Raw genomic sequence first — 16,425 nt, forward strand, 5'->3', positions numbered from 1 at the left:
AATAAGTTTCTAAACCAGTAACCTTACTGGATCTTCCAATAAAGATTTAAAGGTTTGTAAAAAGGCTGAGCCAACAGCGCCATCTACAACCCTATGATCACATGACATTGTTACTTTCATTATGTTGCCTATAGTCAGCTGACCATCTTTAACGATTGCCGTTTGTTTGATACCACCAACAGCCATAATACAAGCATCTGGCGGGTTGATGATGGCAGTGAATTCTTCAATGCCGAACATTCCTAAATTAGAAATGGTGAAAGTATTTCCTTCCCATTCGGCAGGCTGTAATTCTTTGCTCTTTGCCTTGGCTCCCAACTGTTTCACTTCTGCTGCTATGTGCGATAACGGCTTGTTATCCGCAAATCTCACTACCGGCACTAATAAACCATCTTCTACGGCTACCGCTACTCCAATATGGATATGGTGATTAATTCTAATCTTATCACCTAACCAAGATGAATTCACTTGAGGGTGTTTCCTTAAAGCCGCTGCCGCTGCTTTAATTACCATATCATTGAATGAAATCTTCACTGGAGAAACCTCATTCATACTCACCCTTGCTTCAATGGCCTTGTCCATGTTTATTTCCATGGTAAGGTAAAAATGAGGTGCTGTGAATTTGCTTTCAGCCAAACGCTTGGCAATAGTTTTTCGCATTTGCGAAACTCTAAACTCTTCAAAGCTTTCTTCGCCTACAATCTTAGGCAGCTCCACTATTGGTGCTGATGACTTTTGAGCTGGAGCCGCAGATTTAGTTTGTTCAACTTTAGCAGGAACAAAATCTTCTACATCTCTCTTTATAATTCTTCCGCCATCACCAGAACCTTTCACTTCCGTGATATTGATTCCTTTTTCTTCAGCCAATCTTTTAGCCAAAGGTGATGCTTTAATTCTTCCATTATTACTTGATTGAGCTGGAGCAGAAACCTCTTCTTTCTTAGGCTCTACTGCCTCTTGCTTTGGAGCAACTTTAGTTGGTTCTTCCTTAGCAGGTTCAGACTCATCTTCTGTTTGACTCTCTGCTTTTAAAAGCGTTTCAAAGTCAGCGCCTTTTTCACCAACAACGGCTAAAACACCATTTACAGCCACGGACTCTCCTTCTTTAGCACCAAGGTATAATACTGTTCCGTCATTATATGACTCGTACTCCATGGTCGCTTTATCGGTCTCGATTTCAGCCATCAGATCACCTGATTCTACTGTATCGCCAACCTTTTTATGCCAAGCTGAAATAACTCCTTCTTCCATGGTGTCGCTCATTTTCGGCATCCTCACCACTTCCGCTTTGATGTTACTCGTATCAATTGCTTCAGTTTTTTTCTCTTCCACTGGTTTTTCTTCTTTAGTTTCAGAGCCATTTTCACTTGACTCATTCAGAAGTGCCTTATAATCCTCGCCCTTTTCTCCTACAATGGCCAAAATACCATTGATTTGAACGGCCTCACCTTCTTCAGCGCCAAGGTATAATACGGTTCCTTCATTATATGATTCGTAGTCCATCGTAGCTTTATCGGTCTCGATTTCAGCCATTAATTCACCTGATTCTACTTTATCACCTATTTTTTTATGCCAAACAGCGATCACCCCTTCTTCCATGGTGTCACTCATTTTAGGCATCCTAACGATTTCTGCCATATGATTTGTGAAAAATTGAGCCCAAAAATAGTTTTAAACAACCGATATTCAAATTATTGAATGACCTATTGCCCTAAGCTTTTGTTATCATTTTATAATCGGCTAGTCTTCAAGGCGCTAGTTCACCAACTTAGGCCAGTATGGAATGGTTCGAAGTATTAGTATTTATGAACCTGATCGCTTAAATTTCTGAAAAGTTTAATATGCCATCCAGCTATTCGATTGCCAGTTCTGCCAAAATTATTGAAGAATATTTCAATGTTGAAGTGACTGGACAGTATGAACAAAAGTATAACGCTTCGCCCACAAAATTACTCCCCGTGATTACGGCAGAAAATCCTGATGGGCTTTCTTTTTTCTACTGGGGGATTAACCCCGCCTTTGTAAAAAAAAATAGCATTAGTGAAAAACTCATATTTGCTCCGGTAGATCAAATATTAAACAAAGCCAGTTTGAAGAAAAATCTAAAATCTCAGCGCTGTGTAATAATTGCTGATGGTTTTTACGCTTGGAAACATCTATCAAAAAAAGAAAAAGTGCCTTATCGTTTTCATTTAGCTGATAAAAGCCCGTTTGGAATTGCTGGATTATGGGATGAATTCGAGGATGAAAACGGGAATTCTGTTCATACTTTTATGATGATTACGACAAAGGCCAACTCAGATGTGGAAGATATTTCAGATGAAATGCCGGCCATACTCAATAGTAACTTGATGATAGATTGGTTGAATGAATCCAATACGGAAGAGAGCGTGATTAATTTCATTACTCCCTATCGTGAAAAGGCTTTAGACCGTTATTCTATTACCCCAAAAATAAACAACCCAGAATTTGATAGCCCAGAGCTTTTCAAGAAAGTCCCCCCAGCCAATCAATTCGGGAGTTTCACCTTGTTTGGTTAGTTAGCACAAAGTCTAGTTATCGAGTTACTTGAATGTTCTCAAGGTCAATTCTTGATACCTCTCTCAATTGATTGGTTTGGAAAGCGTAATCCAGTTCATGGGCTGGAAAGTCACTATCAATGGTGTAATTGATGTAATCTTGAAACAGCACCCCGTTCACCTCTCTTTGGTTGTATGCTTCACGGAACCTCACCCCACCACCATTAACATAGAAGCTGTAAGCTAAGTAATCAATGGTATGTGATTTTTGGTTGATCCAATACACAAATATGTTTTCAAAGTTTTTTCCCCCACCATTCTTACCATAAGTCACTTCTACCTTATAATAAGATTCATCTTTTATTTTTATGGAGGGCATAAGGTGCTTACTCATCGCCTCGCGATTAGCCCCATATGGCAACAAAGCAAAATAGACAACAGACCTAGTATCACCTGCTAATATATTCGAGAGTGAATCTTCTTTCACCTTAACCTCTTTTTGATTGACTCTTCTTATAAAGGTATTAGAGGTTAAAATGTCTTCTAGTTCATTTCCATCTTCATGAGAAATACGTTTGTATACATCTCCTTTATCAGATATTCTTGCATTGTAATGATCGCCTCGGAAATCAAATTGAATTTCAAGCGCCTCACTGGATTTGTACCCATGTTTTTGAATAGCAGTATCCAAAATTTGCTGAGCTGTTGGTTCATTCACCGAACAACTCGAAGACGCCATTACCAACACCAGCGCCAAACATACGCCTGGATTAATTCTTATCATTTTTCACAATTCAATTCTTCCGTAAGCCATTACGCTATTGCCCCCAATTGGTTACTTTCATTACTTGGGTGGTCTAATAAATTTCATTGAATCGAGTAGGACAACAAATGCTGTGATGAATGGGCTTAATTCAATTTTAAAGATGGAAGCTTTCAGAAACAATTTCGAACTATCGGATATTTCTTTACTTTGTACCCATAAATAACATTGCCATGAAGAGTTCAAGAATTGTTGGTTTAGGCCATTACGTACCAAAAAACATTGTTACGAACGAAGACCTCGAAAAAATAATTGACACCAATAATGAATGGATTATAGAGCGAACGGGCATTGAAGAGCGCAGGTGGTTCGATCCAGAAAAAGACACTGTATCCAATATGGCAACCAAAGCCGCAAAAATGGCACTTGAAAGAGCAAAAACAGAGGTCAGCGAAGTGGATTTCATTGTATTTGCTACTATTACTCCAGATTATTTTTTCCCAGGATCTGGCGTATTAATGCAAAGGGAGCTTGGACTTCAAGGTATTGGCGCATTGGATATCAGAAATGCTTGTAGTGGGTTTATTTATGCCCTTTCTGTTGCCGATCAATTCATTAAAACTGGAATGTATAAAACCATTTTAGTGGTTGGTGCCGAAATTCAGTCTTCAGCCATTGATAAATCTACAGCGGGCAGATCAAGTGCAGTAATTTTCGCAGATGGCGCTGGAGCAGCAGTACTAAAAGCCATTGAACCAGCTGAAGGCGGAATACTATCTACCCATCTTCATGCCGATGGTGATTTCGCTGAGGAATTATATGTAAAAGATCCTGGCAGCAGCAGAACGGTGAGGCTTTCACCCGAATTAATAGAAGGACCTACTTTTCATCTTACGATGAATGGAAATGCGGTATTTAAACATGCTGTGGTTCGTTTTAGCGAAGTGATTGCGGAAGCCTTAGCTGCCAATAATCTACTACCAGAAGACATTGACCTGTTGGTCCCACACCAAGCCAATCTACGGATCAGTAATTATGTTCAGAAGCAGTTAAACATGCCTAATGAGAAAGTGTTTAATAACATTATGCACTATGGGAATACAACAGCTGCTTCAATTCCTATTGCTTTAAGTGAGGCTTGGGAGCAGGGTAAGATTAAAGAGGGCGATTTGATTTGTTTGGCGGCCTTCGGAAGTGGCTTCACATGGGCTTCAGCACTGATCCGCTGGTAGAAGAATAACACCTAATCTCTCATCCTTCTTAAAGCCAACCTCCTTGACCCTATTTTGAACCAATTACAACCTCACATGTTAATTGAGTAGCTCAAAAGGATAAACCAAAAGGTAATTTGATTAGGACTTTCACTTCACTAGGTTAATACTTTTTGGTTTTTATTAAAAGTCGCCAAATAGCGCAATGTTTTGGGCTTTCTTGGCGTAATATTTGAGAAGGAAGATCTGAATCATTTTTTTATGAAACTCAATTGCATGCAATCCGATATACGTTCTATGCGCTTTCATCAATTAATACTTTCTAGCCTTTTCTTAATTACCTTAAATTTTTCGGCCATTGCCCAGGAAGAAAGCTATGAGCTTATATTTCCTTCTGATGATACTTCTTTGAAAGCAGAAGGAAAAACAAAGGAAGGTAAGCGCGATGGCCTTTGGGCCATGTACAATGCAGACAGTAGTTTTCTACAAAGAGGATATTATGTTGAGGGCAAAAGAGCTGGTATTTGGATGATCTTTCTAGATCGACAAGAAAGGGCCAGACTCAAGTACGATAATAACACATTAAATGGAGCCTATGTGCTTTTCAACGAAGAAGGAAAATCAACAATCATCACAAATTACTCTAACGGAAAACTCAATGGCACATGGTCATCCTATTTTGGATCAGGTCAACTTTATGAAAAAGGTGCTTTTGAAGAAGGATTAAAAACTGGAGTATGGAATAGCTACTATGATAATGGTGCACTCCAAATCAGCAGTCAATACAAAAAAGGAAAACTAGATGGCTCATTTGAGCAGTACGACCCCTATGGCGCACTTATGATTGAAACCAATTACAAGGACGGTTACCTCCACGGTGACTGGGCTAAGTATGATGGCACAATTGTAATTGAAAAAGGCCAGTTTGTTTATGGTGAAAGAAATGGAGAGTGGCTCTATTATGAATTCAGTGAGTTTTCCCCCTCTATTAAGGAGTATTACGATAATGGTAAAAAAGTTGGTACTTGGACAACCTTCCATGATTCAGGGAGAATGGCCAGCCAGATCACTTACGCTGAAGACAAACCCATAGGCACATCAAAAGAGTGGTTTCCAAATGGTCAAGTTGCCAGTGAAAGCCGTTATCGATTAGGCTTTATTGACAGCACCTTTATCGCTTATTATGACAATAAAGTAATTGCAGAAACTGGAGAATTCAATTTAGGCCTTAAAGAAGGCGTTTGGAAATACTACCATGAGAATGGAATGATTTCAGAATTCGGGAGCTACAAAAGCGATCAAAGAGTTGGGAACTGGAAAAGTTTTAGCCCCAGAGGTAAACTTACTTCCGAAGGTGATTACAGATTAGGGAAGCAACAAGGGCAATGGTTTACTTATCATGAAAGCGGTCAGCTATCTTCAATAGGTAGTTATTTGGCTGGTGAAAAAGATGGACTATGGGGCTATTTCCATGAAGATGGATCACCAATGCTCGAAGAAACTTATGAGAAAGGTAAGCTCATGAAAATATCTGACTTTACTGATGATGATGGGGATAAGCACAGTTCTGGTTCGTTAATAAATGGAGAAGGTATTAAAACCGCATACTATCCAGATGGCACTAAATTTTCTGAAGGCCCCTTTAAGAAAGGTTTTCCTAGTGGGAATTGGACATTCTTTGACGAAAGAGGTCGTAAATTAAGCGCTGGACAATTGGTTAACGGGCTTAAAGAAGGCGGCTGGAATATCTATGCAAAGAATGGCAAACTCATCAGAATAGAGATGTATGAAAATGGTGAGTTGACCAATGAAGTAGGCCGTTAAACAATATCATTCAATTACTGTTAACTCACTCATGGGATTATTTTCAAGGAAAACAGAAAAGGAAAAGCTTCAAGCCAAGTATAAAAAACTAATTGATGAAGCCTATAAATTATCGCACACCAACCGAAGAGCCAGCGACCTCAAAACAGCAGAAGCCGATGAATTGCTAAAGCAAATTGAAGCAATGAATTGATTAACGCTTCGCGAATCCTTTGATCTGTTCAACGAGTTCCTTTTTAGCACTTGGCCTTTTAATTCCTTCTCGTATTAGCTTACCTTCTTTTGTAATTACCATGTAGGTAGGAAAGCCAGTGATGTTTACTGCCTGATCAAACTTGGCATATTGAGCATCATCTAAAAAGAAGTTCTCCCCTTTCAATTCATGTTTTTTCACCATGGTTTCCCACGATTTCTTTTCAGATTGAGCACCGAGGTAAACAAAAACCACATTATCATCTTCCTTAAAACTGGCCTTAATTTCTGGCAAATACGAAAACTCAGTTATACAGGGGCCGCACCAAGTAGCCCAAACATCAATATAAACCACTTTACCAGGATAGGTTTTTTTTAGTTGACTTAACACATCGCCTTCTGAATCAATTATTTCTACCCCATTAACAAACTTCTTATCTTTTAAGATGACAAAATCACTGTACTTGCGCTCTAGTACATTTCTAGCTGTGCTGTTCAAGTTTAAAGTTTTCACCTTATCCCATATTACTTGAGGAACCTCATTTCCTCTGCTAAAGTAGCTTTCATCAATATAAGTAGCGATTATGCTAGATTTAGACATTGGATCTAACATGTCAATTCGCATTAATAAGTCATCCCAGGTTACCTTTTGGTTTAATTCTAAAAGTTCTTTAGAGAACTCTTCTGTTCTAACTTTTAATGGATCGCTAAGCTTAACGTAGCCAAAGTGTTTTTCTCGTTTTTCCTCTGCTACTTTCCATTCCTCAATCTCAGCCCTCCCACTTTCAGAAATAATCTTAGACATCAAAAAGCCATAAACCTGCTCTATTCTGTAATCGTGCATCACATCTCTCTCTTTAGGCATCATGGCCAGTGAAAACTCACGCATCAAATCACCAAACTCTCCAGCGAGCATATTCAAAGGCTCATCATCTATCATTCCCTTCACTTTTACCTCATAGGCTTCAGGTAAATCAATGGGAGTTAAAGCCCCCTTATTGGCGTCATGTAACCAGCGATACCTCATTAAATCATTTGTTGCATATAAATTAATATTGCGCTCGCTGTATTCTTTTACTATTCGGCTTGGGCTATTTTCACTAAAATAGTCCTGATAAAATTCACGGTGGTCTTTTAATAAACCCAAACGGTATTCTAAATACTCCATAGGCTCTAAAGTCTTTTGCAAACTATCGTTCTCAAAATAGTTCCTCACCTTCATGTACTTCGGCTTAACTACACGCAACTCTTCGTTCTCCTTTGCCAAAGCTCCCATAAACGATATTGGAGACTCTGCATACCAGCTATCAATACCATCAACGGCTTTATCTTCATCAACAAACACTGCCATCTTGCTATCAGGCTCGGCTAAAAACATAGTAAAAACCTCTCCAACCCTGAACATTATATCCTGTGGATTATCCAAAGGGAAGAATATTTTAAATCGCCCGTATTCATCAACATTTACAGTAAACTTCTGTTGTCCAGAACTAAAGGCATGATTATAAATCACGGAAGCTGTTAAAGGCATCTCTCCTTTGGGTTTTACAACACCAGAAAGGGTTACTTGACTACTCTTAAAAAAGTCATTCTTCCATACATTCTGGTTAGGAATTCTCTGACGACCCTCCCCTAATTTATCTTTACTCAATCGTTTAATAATTCTTCCATCTTCCAAAATCAAGAAATCTCCAACCTCTCTTATTACGATTTGCCTTGTTTTCCCTGGCTGGGATAAACTAACATGCCATTCTTTACCTTTCTTAATGGGCTCATTAAAACTCCAGAACTCAGAGTCATACATCATATATTCATCTGAAACCCTCAATTCCAATGTATTCGAGCCATCTACTAAAAACCAATTACCTAATACTGAATTTGGAAGAGAAGATTGAGCAGAAAGCTGAACAACCGAAAGAACAGCCAAGATTAGAGTACAAAAAGTCTTCATAATTTAAATATATGCTGGAAAATAACAATTTCCGTACTTCAATACAAGACTCACTTAATTTAACACTAAAGAAATATTAATCTGGTATTCCATAAATAGCATCTAAAGTCTCCGTTATTTTTGAGACTTTTAAATACCTTTCTTCAAATTATTGACGTTTATCCTCCCTAAAACCTTCACCTTTTCCTAATTCCTATATCTTTGCTGTATGCACCATTTGACAATACTCTCCTACATCGTTTGGGACCCCATGAAAGAAATCATCAGGGGAATTCAACCGCCAGTTTGGTACAGTGTACTTTTTGCGCTTGGCTTTATTATAGGCTACCAAATCATGGTTCATATCTTCAAGAAAGAAGGTAAAGACCCGCTTAATGTAGATACGCTTACTGTTTATATGGTATTGGCTACTATCATTGGCGCACGCCTAGGTCATTTGTTGTTTTACGAACCCGATCGTTTTTTCGCAGACCCTCTAATGTTCTTTAGGACTTGGGAAGGCGGTTTGGCCAGTCACGGGGCGGTTCCTTTAATCTTACTCGCCCTTTTCTTATACAGAAATTACTTAATTACTGCAGGTGGCTTTCCTCCACTCAAGTTCAAAAAACAGAAAAAGGCAGGTCAAAGTTATCTCTGGATTGTCGATCGAATAGTAATTACTATAGCCTTAGCGGCAGTTTTCATCCGCATGGGTAATTTCGTGAATTCCGAAATTGTTGGAAAACCTACTGATAGTGACTACGGTGTTGTATTTGGGCGTGTAGCAGAAATGTATTTTGAAGATGGCATCAACGGTGTTGATCGTGCCGAAGCTTCTAAAGGGTTAAGCACAGAAAAACTTGCAGCAGGTATTATGCCAGTAGATATTTACGTGACTTTTGAAGGAACAAGCAGCACTGAACAACAAATAAGGGCAAAATTAGAAAGAGAATTCAAACCCATGCTTACGCGCTACCCAGTAAATGAGCATTACCAAGAGCCGCTTGGGAAACCTTTGAATTATGAGTTAACACCGAATGGTAGGCAATGGGCAGCCACTATCCATACCTATGGAATTGTGAGGCATCCAGCCCAGCTCTACGAATCTGCCACTTCCCTCATCTTATTCTTAATTCTCCTAGGCCTTTGGTTCAGATACAAAGAAAAGACACCTGAAGGGTTACTGTTCGGGACCTTCCTGATTTGGCAATTTGGCTTTCGTTTCTTCCATGAAATCTTCAAAGAAAATCAAGTGGCGTTTGAAGAAGCAATGACCTACAATATGGGCCAAATCTTGAGCATTCCTTTAGTGCTTATCGGATGCTTTGTTTTAATCCGCTCCGTGGTAATCAGTAAGGAAAAGGAGTGATCGGAATAACCTTGAAAAAGAGTTTGAAGGGGATAGTTATCTTAACTTCCGTATGTATCCTTAGCTTAAAGAGCTTTGGGCAAAACACTTCCGTTAGCGACAGCCTGAATTCTGACCCTATAAAAATAGGTAAAACCTATATTACAGGGAACAAAAAAACCAAAGCCGAAATCATTCTCAGAGAGCTCGATTTTATAGAAGGTGACCAATTTGATATTCAAGAATTTAACCAGTCGATTGTTCTAAGTCAGCAAAAGTTAATTAACACTCGCTTGTTCATTACGGTAGAAGTCGTTCCACTTTTTACTTCCGACACTGAAGTTGATATATTAATTCGATTACAAGAACGCTGGTACATTTTTCCCCTTCCCATCTTTAAATTAGCCGATCGAAATTTCACTGAATGGTGGGTTAATCAAAAACGCGATTTCTCAAGGGTCAACTATGGGGTTCAACTTTATCATTTCAACCTAACAGGCCGAAATGATAAACTCATCTTTAGAACCCAGTTTGGTTTCACAAAGCAATACGAATTACTATATCAACGACCATATATAAACAAGGCTCAAACCTTAGGGCTTACGTTAAGAACTAGCTTCGCGAATAACAAAACAGTGGCTACGAATACCGATGGCCACAGACTCCAATTTGAACAATCGGATGATATTAACCGAAGAATTTTCTCTTCGAGTGGAACGCTCACTTATCGCCCTTCATTTTATAGTCGACACTCAGTTGACGCGGGTTTCAGCCGAGCAAGTGTTAGTGAGCTCATTACTGATGCAAATTCAGAATACTTTCAGAATGGAGAAGCATTACAGAAGTATTTCAGGCTAAGCTATGTTTACTCATGGGATAACCGAGATTACTTCGCTTACCCACTATCTGGTAATTTATTTAGAGGGGAAGTCAGTAATTATGGTATGGGTATTTTTAATGACCTGAACATGTTCTCTCTACGTGGCTCCACGAGTAACTTTTTTGATTTAGGCGGCAAACTATACTTAGCCAACAGTCTCGAAGGCTATTATAATTTCAGTGATGAAATTCCTTACATGCTCCGTTCTGGCTTTGGCTATCGACCCGACTTCATTCGTGGTTATGAACGCTATGTGGTTGAAAGTAATGCATTCATATCAAACCGAAGTGAACTCAAATACAAATTCCTTTCGGGCATTCAAGAATTGAGTAGAAGAAGTCTGATTGACCAATTTAGAACTATGCCATATGCTTTTTACTTTAAGGCATTCGTAGATATGGGGTATACCGGAGACCCTATTCGTTCTACCACCAACAATTTCTACAATAGAGAATTAATGCTTAGTGCAGGCCTTGGGTTAGACATTGTCACTTACTATGACTTTGTAGTGCGTTTTGAATTTAGTGTAAACCGACAGAAGCAAACCGGCTTCTTCGTCAATTTTCGATCAGCCCTTTAAGAGTATTAAGTACACCGCTAGACTGTTTTAAATAGTATGAAAATATTTTAGGATTAATTCAAAATATTGTATTTTCAATTTGTGAAAATTATTTATGCTGTTTTAATCATTATCTATCTTTCGCTCAATGTTTCCGCCCAGCAGGCCAGTCGAGCCCCCATTGGGCCACGAGCGCTTGGTATGGGTGGTGTATCTTCAGTGTTTCATGATAGCTGGTCCATATTCAATAATCCAGCTGGCCTTACGGACACAGAACAACTGATCGCCCTTTTTGCCTACAAAACCATTTTCGACTTTGCTCCTTTTAATACCGTTTCGGCTGGTATTGCATTACCTACAGGTATAGGCAATATAAGTTTTTCAGCTTTTAGATTTGGTGATGATGTTTTCAATAGCCAAATGGCAAGTCTTTCCTTTGCCCGAAAAACCGGGATTATTAGACTGGGCCTTAAACTAAATTATCTACAATATAATATAGAAGGTTTTGGAAGCAGAGGCACTTTGCTTTCCGACATTGGTGTTGTGGCGGACCTCACTCCTCAACTCAGATTTGGAGCACACATCTATAATTTCACCCAGTCTTCTATTTCAGCCGATAACAGAGAAAAAGTCCCAACGGTAATAAGCCTGGGAATGGCTTATTACCCCACTAAGGGTATCGCTTTAGTGATTGAAGGGGAAAAAGACATTGATCTTGAACCTGACTTAAAGTTAGGCTTGGAATATCAAGTAATAGAAAAAGTAAAAGCCAGAACTGGTTTTTCCACCTTAACCAACACTCATTCTTTTGGTGGAGGTTTGCAGCTCAATCGCTTTGATTTGGATTATGGAATTCGAATTGACAGAAAATTAGGACACACGCACAACTTCGGTTTAACATTTCAAATCCATGAGAAATGAAACCTGCCAAACTCTTTATTGTTACGGCTGTGGTATTACTCTTCTGTGAAGGAAAGACACTGGCACAAAAAGAAGAACAGTTTGATCTAGAGTCATTTATTGAAGAGCTCTTCAACCTTCAAGAAGAAGACATCAATTACGAAGACCTCTATGAGTCTCTTCTCACTCTCTATCAAAACCCGCTCAACCTCAACACCGCCAACGCATATGAGCTACAAAGTTTATATATCCTTTCTAGCACACAGATTCAAAACCTACAAAACTACATCGAACAAACAGGGAAATTAATTACGCTCTATGAACTTAAAGTAATCGAAGGTTTTGATTACGCAACAATTGAACGCTTAAAGCCTTTCGTTACGGTTAATTCTAAAGATGCATTGGTAGATGAGCGCCCATTACTACAACGAATTCTTGAAGAACGAAACAACTATATAATCTCCCGTTACGAACGAATCCTGAACCAGAAAAAAGGCAATGGTCCAAAAGAATCACCCGATGATTCGCGTTACGCGGGCTCTGCCGACAAGTTCTATCTTCGTTATCGGGTTTCTAAGCCCAACGATTTCAGCATTGGATTCACTACCGAAAAAGATGCGGGCGAACAGCTTCATTGGAGTCCAAAAAACAAAACTTTTTTTAACGACTTCTGGTCAGCTCACATAATGATTGAAAACCAAGGGAAATGGCAAAAACTCATTATTGGAGACTACCAATTGCAGTTTGGACAAGGATTATTGTTTGGTGCTGGCTTTGGTGTAGGCAAGGGTTCAGAAACGGTAAATACAGCCAACCGAGTAACACTTGGAATTAAACCCTATACCTCCGTATTAGAAGGTGGTTTTTTAAGAGGGGCTGCGGCAAGTTATGTTTTGAACAAAAAACTAAATGCCACAGTATTTATATCCAATTTAAAGCAAGATGCCGATATTCAAATGAGTGATAATACTGAAGATTTTGATGGATATTTTTCTTCCTTGCAGCTCACAGGAATGCATCGAACACCAACAGAACTAGCGAACAAAAAACAGGTTGCCGAAACCGTCTTGGGCATGAATCTCAACTTTCGTCCAAACGACCGCACTGAAGCGGGTTTCATTATAAGCACTAATCATTTCTCTGTTCCAATGCTTCGGAGCGACAAGCCTTACAACAAGTTTGAATTCAAAGGCCAATCCAACCTCAATATGGGGATGTATGGGAGATATCAATGGCAGCATTTTTTACTTTTTGGAGAAAGTGCTGTTTCCAAAAGTGGTGGATTGGGTGCCGTTGGTGGCTTTGCTACTAGCTTAACTCCTCGTGTCGAGTTTGCCATGGTCCTTCGCTCCTATCAAAAGAATTTTCATACTTTTAGAGGCACTTCCTTTGCTGAAGGAAGCCGTAATATCAATGAAAAAGGTGTTTACTGGGGAATCAAATACACCCTGAATCGAAAATTCTATCTTACTGCTTATTATGATACTTATCACTTTCCATGGTTAAGATTTGGGGTTGACACACCCTCCAACGGACATGATTATTTATTAAGGCTGAATTACAATCCTGGAAGCCGGATAAAATTATACGGCCAATTTAGAAGTGAGCTAAAAGACATCAATTTCAACATCGCAAGCTCAAACAATAATGTAGTTGTACCAGGCCGTAAAGATCAATACCTCATTCACTGGGAGTATGCTTCTGGCATTCGATTCAGTTTTAAATCTAGGATACAATTCAGCGAATACCATTTGATAGCCAAAAAAACTAAGGGTTATGCTTTTATTCAAGATGCCGTTTATAAAAATGGCGCTTGGGCTTTTAGTGCGCGAATGGCTCTATTTGATACAGAAGGAAGTCAAAACAAACAATATGCTTATGAGCGTGATGTACTCTATGCATTTTCAATTCCAGCATACAGCGGCCAAGGCATTCGAAACTACTTGCTTATTCAATATAGAGCATTTCGTAAAATGGACCTTTGGGCAAGAATAGCCAAAACGACTTATTATGACCGTGACGAAATTGGAACAGGGCTAGAAACCATTAACGGAAACAAACGCACAGAAGTAAAATTTCAGGTACGTTATAAATTGAATTAAGCCAGCATGAACTTTCCTAAGTCGGTAAATTTCACCTTACCATATTTCAATCCTTATTACTCCTGAAATGATAATTCCTACCACTCGAAAATATTGTTTTGGACTGCTGCTATCAGTTTAATACTTTACATCTTTAAACTTAAAAGACGATGACAAAAAAAATTGGAAGTTACTTCCTTTCCATGGCCTTGCTAATGCTTAGTGTACAGGCCTGTTCTCAAGGAAATGGTACTGGGGCCACTAAGCCTGACAATGACCGATGGCAACAAGCCATTGAATACAAAATGGAAATTGATATGGACGTGAATACCAACAGGTATCAAGGCGTCCAGAACGTAAAATACACCAATAATTCTCCGGATGCTTTAGATAAAGTATTCTACCATCTATATTTCAACGCTTTCCAACCAGGAAGTATGATGGACGTAAGATCAAGAACCATCGCTGACCCAGACCGCAGAGTAAGAGATAGAATTTTCAACTTGAAAGAAGACGAAATTGGATACCAAAAAATCAAGTCACTAAAATTAAATGGCAAACCAGTAAAGTATGAAGTGGTAGGGACTGTTTTAGAAGTTCAACTTGACCAACCGATTGCTCCAGGAAGCACTGTTGATTTTGACATGGAGTTTGAAGCGCAAGTTCCAATCCAAATCAGAAGAACTGGTCGTGACAATGCTGAAGGCGTTCGTTACTCAATGGCACAATGGTTCCCTAAAATGGCAGAATACGATTACCAAGGCTGGCATGCCGATGAGTACATTGGCCGGGAGTTTTACGGTGTATGGGGTAGTTTTGATATTAAAATCAAAATTGACAAAGACTACTTAATTGGTGGTACTGGTTACTTACAAAACCCTTTAGAGATTGGTCACGGTTATGAAAACGAAGGTGAAACTGTAAACCAAAAAATTGAAGACGGTAAACTTACTTGGCACTTCTTTGCGCCAAATGTTCATGATTTTGTATGGGCAGCTGACCCCGAATATGTACACAAGAAATTAACGATGAAGAACGGAATGGTTCTTCACTTCATTCATAAAGAAGGACAAAACGAAGAGAACTGGGAGAATGTAATGCCTCAAACAGAAATGTTGTTTGAATATGCAAGCGCCAACTTTGGTGAGTACCCATACAAACAATTCTCTGTGATTCAAGGTGGTGATGGCGGTATGGAATACCCAATGTCCACATTGATCACAGGATCAAGAGGTAGCCTCATTGGTGTAACCATTCACGAAGCAATGCACGATTGGTACCATGGAATATTAGGCAGTAATGAGGCGCTTCACCCATGGATGGATGAAGGGTTTGCGTCATATGCTTCTACTCGTATTTCTAGTCACATTAACCGACTTACAAAAGGAGAATCAGAACCAGCAGTTACTTTAGATAATTTAGGAAATAACTCTGGCCAAAGAAGCTATATAGGCTTATCAAAAAGCGGAAGAGAAGAACCTTTGAGTACTCACTCAGATCATTTCAATATGAATGGCGCGTATAGTAGCTCAGCTTACGGAAAAGGTGCTGCTTGGATGAGCCAAATGGGTTATGTTATGGGTGAAGAAAATCTTAACAAGGCGTTGTTGGCTTATTTTAATGATTGGAAATTTAAACATCCAAACCCGAATGACCTTATCAGATCATTTGAAAAAGTATCAGGTTTAGAGTTGGACTGGTATAATGAATACTTCGTTTACACTACAAAATCTATTGATTACGGAGTAAAAGAAGTCAGTGGTGAAGGCAACAAAACGAATGTTACTTTAGAAAAAGTAGGAATGATGCCAATGCCAATGGATGTGGTGGTTACCTACAAAGACGGATCTAAAGAAGTACATTATATGGCTTTGAGAATGATGCGTGGAGAAAAACCAGCTGAAACTCAAGACAAAAGAATTGTACACTCTGACTGGGCTTGGGTAAACCCAACCTATGATTTCACAATCGACAGACCAATGTCTGATATTACTTCAATTGAAATTGACCCTTCAGGAAGAATGGCCGATGTAGAAAGAGGAAACAATAAATGGGAAGTGAATTCATTGAAAACAAACAAATAATTCACCCCCAATAGAATTTAAAAGCAGCTCAGTCGAAAAGATTGAGCTGCTTTTTTATGCCCATTATATAAAACTCAATTAACCGTTAAATTAAAAGCGATGATTAAATTGAAAGTAATACTATTGAATAAGTT

At 39.0% G+C, this 16,425-nt stretch carries 12 protein-coding genes; 9 read left to right on the forward strand and 3 right to left on the reverse strand.

What is annotated here, in order from left to right:
* Positions 1-9: 9 nt before the first annotated feature.
* On the reverse strand, positions 10-1,638 hold the full coding sequence (locus VOI17_RS09410; protein WP_323756996.1) for a pyruvate dehydrogenase complex dihydrolipoamide acetyltransferase: 1,629 nt from the start codon (positions 1,636-1,638) through the stop codon (positions 10-12).
* A 203-nt stretch (positions 1,639-1,841) separates the two neighbouring features.
* Here VOI17_RS09410 and VOI17_RS09415 point away from each other — a divergent pair, with 203 nt between their 5' ends.
* A complete protein-coding gene (locus VOI17_RS09415) occupies positions 1,842-2,540 on the forward strand; it encodes an SOS response-associated peptidase (RefSeq protein WP_323756997.1) in 699 nt (232 codons plus the stop codon).
* Between the two features lie 16 nt (positions 2,541-2,556).
* On the opposite strand, the gene VOI17_RS09420 is transcribed toward VOI17_RS09415, so the two are convergent.
* Positions 2,557-3,303 (reverse strand): DUF6503 family protein, encoded by a 747-nt coding sequence (locus VOI17_RS09420; RefSeq protein ID WP_323756998.1) that lies wholly within the window; start codon positions 3,301-3,303, stop codon positions 2,557-2,559.
* A gap of 212 nt (positions 3,304-3,515) precedes the next feature.
* Between VOI17_RS09420 and VOI17_RS09425 the strand changes: the two genes are divergently transcribed.
* From VOI17_RS09425 to VOI17_RS09435, 3 genes are all read left to right on the forward strand, one after another.
* On the forward strand, positions 3,516-4,514 hold the full coding sequence (locus VOI17_RS09425) for a beta-ketoacyl-ACP synthase III (protein WP_323756999.1): 999 nt from the start codon (positions 3,516-3,518) through the stop codon (positions 4,512-4,514).
* A gap of 255 nt (positions 4,515-4,769) precedes the next feature.
* Positions 4,770-6,317 (forward strand): hypothetical protein, encoded by a 1,548-nt coding sequence (locus VOI17_RS09430; protein WP_323757000.1) that lies wholly within the window; start codon positions 4,770-4,772, stop codon positions 6,315-6,317.
* 31 nt (positions 6,318-6,348) lie between these two features.
* Positions 6,349-6,510 carry a Lacal_2735 family protein gene (locus VOI17_RS09435; RefSeq protein ID WP_323757001.1) on the forward strand — a complete coding sequence of 54 codons (162 nt, stop codon included), beginning with the start codon at positions 6,349-6,351 and terminating at the stop codon, positions 6,508-6,510.
* On the opposite strand, the gene VOI17_RS09440 is transcribed toward VOI17_RS09435, so the two are convergent.
* Complete coding sequence (locus VOI17_RS09440; protein WP_323757002.1) at positions 6,511-8,460, reverse strand: TlpA disulfide reductase family protein; 1,950 nt, start codon at positions 8,458-8,460, stop codon at positions 6,511-6,513.
* 208 nt (positions 8,461-8,668) lie between these two features.
* Here VOI17_RS09440 and VOI17_RS09445 point away from each other — a divergent pair, with 208 nt between their 5' ends.
* From VOI17_RS09445 to VOI17_RS09465, 5 genes are all read left to right on the forward strand, one after another.
* A complete protein-coding gene (locus VOI17_RS09445; protein ID WP_323757003.1) occupies positions 8,669-9,808 on the forward strand; it encodes a prolipoprotein diacylglyceryl transferase in 1,140 nt (379 codons plus the stop codon).
* Entirely contained in the window at positions 9,805-11,247 is a 1,443-nt protein-coding gene (locus tag VOI17_RS09450; RefSeq protein WP_323757004.1) for a BamA/TamA family outer membrane protein, read from the forward strand. The genes VOI17_RS09445 and VOI17_RS09450 overlap by 4 nt, the downstream gene beginning before the upstream one ends.
* 81 nt (positions 11,248-11,328) lie before the next feature.
* Positions 11,329-12,147 carry a hypothetical protein gene (locus tag VOI17_RS09455; RefSeq protein WP_323757005.1) on the forward strand — a complete coding sequence of 273 codons (819 nt, stop codon included), beginning with the start codon at positions 11,329-11,331 and terminating at the stop codon, positions 12,145-12,147.
* Positions 12,144-14,228 (forward strand): helix-hairpin-helix domain-containing protein, encoded by a 2,085-nt coding sequence (locus VOI17_RS09460; protein ID WP_323757006.1) that lies wholly within the window; start codon positions 12,144-12,146, stop codon positions 14,226-14,228. The genes VOI17_RS09455 and VOI17_RS09460 overlap by 4 nt, the downstream gene beginning before the upstream one ends.
* A gap of 149 nt (positions 14,229-14,377) precedes the next feature.
* Complete coding sequence (locus VOI17_RS09465) at positions 14,378-16,291, forward strand: M1 family metallopeptidase (RefSeq protein ID WP_323757007.1); 1,914 nt, start codon at positions 14,378-14,380, stop codon at positions 16,289-16,291.
* The last annotated feature ends 134 nt before the right edge of the window (positions 16,292-16,425 follow it).

It is taken from the genome of Roseivirga sp. (genome assembly GCF_034669765.1).
In the GTDB taxonomy this organism is placed as follows: Bacteria; Bacteroidota; Bacteroidia; order Cytophagales; family Cyclobacteriaceae; genus Roseivirga.